We start from the raw sequence: 3,034 nt of genomic DNA on the forward strand, positions 1-3,034 counted from the left end.
GGCTCGGCATCGCCGCGGCCCCCATCCCGCGCCGGTCGCTGACGGCGGAGGCCCTGGTCCCCGCCGTGGGCGACGCCCTCGCCCGCCGGGAGCGGGCGCAGCGCGTGGGGCGCGCGGTCCGGGCGGAGCAGGGCCTGGACACCGCCCTCGACGTCCTCACCGGCCTCTGAGCGCGGGCCGCCTCCCGGGGCACGTCCCCGGGAACTCGTGACCGGGTCGGCGACCCCGGCAGGAATCATCAGCGGGGCTGACGGATCAGCATGGGAAAACATCGCTGTTCCGCACGGATGACGCCCCCGATACTGGAGGGACCGGGCGACGCCCCGCCCGCCGCCACCCCTCCCGGAGGACTGCACCATGACCGTCGACCTGCTCCCGCCCCGTTCCCCCCGGACCTCCTCGCGCCCGGACGACGCCGCCGGCCGCGGACCGGCGGCACCGCTCCTCCGGGGCGGGCGGCACAGCTGGGCCGACGTCGAGCAGGACTGCCCGTACTGCGCGGGTCCCGAGACCGACTGAACGGCGCCCCGCCCGAGGCGTCGTCGGGGCCTCCGACGTAGTGTGGTCGGGAACACCCCGACCGTCAGGAGGTCCGCCGTGGAACGGCGTCTGCCCCAGTGGTCCGAGCTGCGCCCGCTCCTGCAGTTCGAGCCCCCCGCCCTCGACCGCCGCGCGGCCCGGCTCGCCCGGGCCGCGGACCTCTGGGACCTGCGCCGGATCGCCCGCCGCCGCACCCCGCGCCCGGCCTTCGACTACGCGGACGGCGCCGCCCAGCGCGAACTGACCCGCCGGCGTTCGCGGGAGGCGTTCGACGCGGTCGAGCTGCTGCCCCGGATCCTGCACGGCATCGCCGCTCCCGACCTGTCCACGCCGATCGCCGGGGCGCGGTCCGCGCTGCCGTTCGGGATCGCCCCGACCGGCTTCACCCGCTTCATGCACGCGGAGGGTGAGATCGGGGGAGTCCGCGCGGCGGAGCGGGCCGGCATCCCCTTCACGCTGTCCACCATGGGGACCCGCTCGCTGGAGGAGGTCGCCGCGGCCGGACCGGACGCCACCCGCTGGTTCCAGCTGTACCTGTGGAAGGACCGGGCCAGGTCCCGGGACCTGCTGGAGCGCGCCGCGGCCCACGGCTACGGCACCCTGCTCGTCACCGTGGACACCCCGGTGGCGGGCCAGCGGCTGCGGGACGTGCGCAACGGCATGGTCATCCCGCCCAGGCTGACGCTGCGGACGGTGGCCGACGCCTCCTACCGGCCCGAGTGGTGGTTCAACTTCCTCACCACCGACTCCCTGAAGTTCGCGTCCCTCTCGAGCACGAGCGCCGACCTGCCCACCATCACGAACTCGATGTTCGACCCGACCCTGTCCTACGCGGACCTCGAGTGGATCCGCTCCGTGTGGCCGGGGAAGCTCTTCGTGAAGGGGGTGCTGACCCGGGACGACGCCCGGCAGTCCCTGGCCGCCGGGGCCGACGGGCTGGTGGTCTCCAACCACGGCGGCCGCCAGCTGGACCGAGCCCCCGCCTCGCTGCACGCGCTGCCCGAGGTGCGGGACGAGGTGGGTGAGGGCGTCGAGCTGATCCTCGACTCCGGGGTGATGAGCGGCGCCGACGTGATCACCGCCCTGTGCGCCGGAGCGGACTTCGTGCTGATCGGCCGGGCCTACCTCTACGGGCTGATGGCCGGCGGGCAGCAGGGCGTGGAGCGGGCGATCGAGCTGCTGGCCGAGGAGGTGCGGATCAGCATGCAGCTGATGGGCGCCGAGACGGTCGCCGACCTGGGCCCGCACCTGCTCGGCGCCCGCCACCACCCCGCCCCCTCCCGCCGGGACACCCCGGCCGATCGGCGCTGAGCCACCGGCCCCCGCACCGAGGAGTCGCGTTCCGCCTCCGCCGCTGCCGAGGGGTCGCGTTCCGCCTCCGCCGCTGCCGAGGGGTCGCGTTCCGCCTCCGCCGCTGCCGAGGGGTCGCGTTCTGTCGACAAGTGACCGCGATACCGGCCGAACGCGACCCGTCGCGATGGGGGTGCGCCGGACGCGACCTCTCGCGGGCGGCGGCGGGCCGGCGGGCCGCTAGAGGTCCGCGAGCACCGACACCGGGTTCTCCACCGCGTCGGCCACCATGCGCAGGAAGCCGCCGGCGGCCCCGCCGTCGCACACCCGGTGGTCGAACGCGAGGGAGAGCTGGGTGACCTTGCGGACGGCCAGCTGCCCGTCGACCACCCACGGGCGGTCGATGATCCGGCCGATCCCGAGGATCGCGACCTCCGGGTGGTTGATGATCGCCGCGGCCCCGTCCGTGCCGAACACCCCGTAGTTGTTGAGGGTGAACGTGGAGCCGGACAGCTCGGCGGGCCCGGCCTTGCCGGAGCGGGCGAGCTCGGTGAGCCGCCGGAGCTCGGCGTCGAGCCCGCGGGCGCTCAGGGTGTGCGCGCCGCGGATGTTCGGCACCACGAGCCCGCGGTCGGTATGCGCCGCGAAGCCGAGGTTCACGCCGTCGAAGCGCACGATCTCCTGGCTGCCGTCCTCGAGGGTCTCGATCCGCGTGGCGAGCTCGGGGTGGCGGGCCAGGCCGGCGAGCACGAACCGCGCGATCAGCGCCATGAGCCCCGGGGCGGTCGCGGGGTCCTGGGCCTTGAGCTCGGCGCGCAGCTCCACCAGCCTCGTGGCGTCCACGTCCACCCAGACGGTGGCCTCGGGGATCTCGGCGCGGGAACGGGTCATGGCCTGCCCGATGACCTTGCGGATCCCGGAGACCGGGACCCGCTCCGCGACCCCGAGCCCCGTGCGGGCGTCCACGGCGGACGGCGCCGCGGTGGTGGACGGCACCGGGGCGGGGGCCGACGACGACGGGGCCGTGCTATCCCGCGCGGCCGGTGCGGCGGGGGCGGCCGCCGCGGTCACCACGTCCCGGCGCAGGATGAGCCCGCCGGGGCCCGAGCCGCGCACGGTGGAGATGTCGACCCCGCGGTCCTTGGCGAGCTTGCGCACGATCGGCGAGACGACCGTGGGCGCCAGGCGCGGGGCCGAGGCCATC

Annotated in this window: 3 protein-coding genes; 2 read left to right on the forward strand and 1 reads right to left on the reverse strand. The window is 75.7% G+C overall.

Annotated elements, in window-relative coordinates; translation table 11 throughout:
- The first annotated feature begins 357 nt into the window (after window positions 1-357).
- Together CRM73_RS18650 and CRM73_RS18655 are read left to right on the forward strand one after the other, a co-directional pair.
- Window positions 358-519, forward strand: a complete 162-nt coding sequence (locus CRM73_RS18650) for a hypothetical protein (protein ID WP_017834836.1) — start codon at window positions 358-360, stop codon at window positions 517-519.
- A gap of 78 nt (window positions 520-597) precedes the next feature.
- Complete coding sequence (locus CRM73_RS18655) at window positions 598-1,851, forward strand: alpha-hydroxy acid oxidase (protein WP_115163508.1); 1,254 nt, start codon at window positions 598-600, stop codon at window positions 1,849-1,851.
- Window positions 1,852-2,070: 219 nt separating this feature from the next.
- Here CRM73_RS18655 and CRM73_RS18660 read toward each other — a convergent pair.
- The coding region (locus CRM73_RS18660; protein ID WP_229588728.1) for a dihydrolipoamide acetyltransferase family protein at window positions 2,071-3,034 on the reverse strand (964 nt) is incomplete at its 5' end.

This window comes from Kocuria sp. CCUG 69068 (assembly GCF_020833785.1).
Taxonomy (GTDB): Bacteria; Actinomycetota; Actinomycetes; order Actinomycetales; family Micrococcaceae; genus Kocuria; species Kocuria rosea.

Coding starts and splice junctions, on each gene's coding strand:
- CRM73_RS18650 (WP_017834836.1), top strand. CDS start 358: ATGACCGTCGACCTGCTCCCGCCCCGTTCCCCCCGGACCTCCTCGCGC.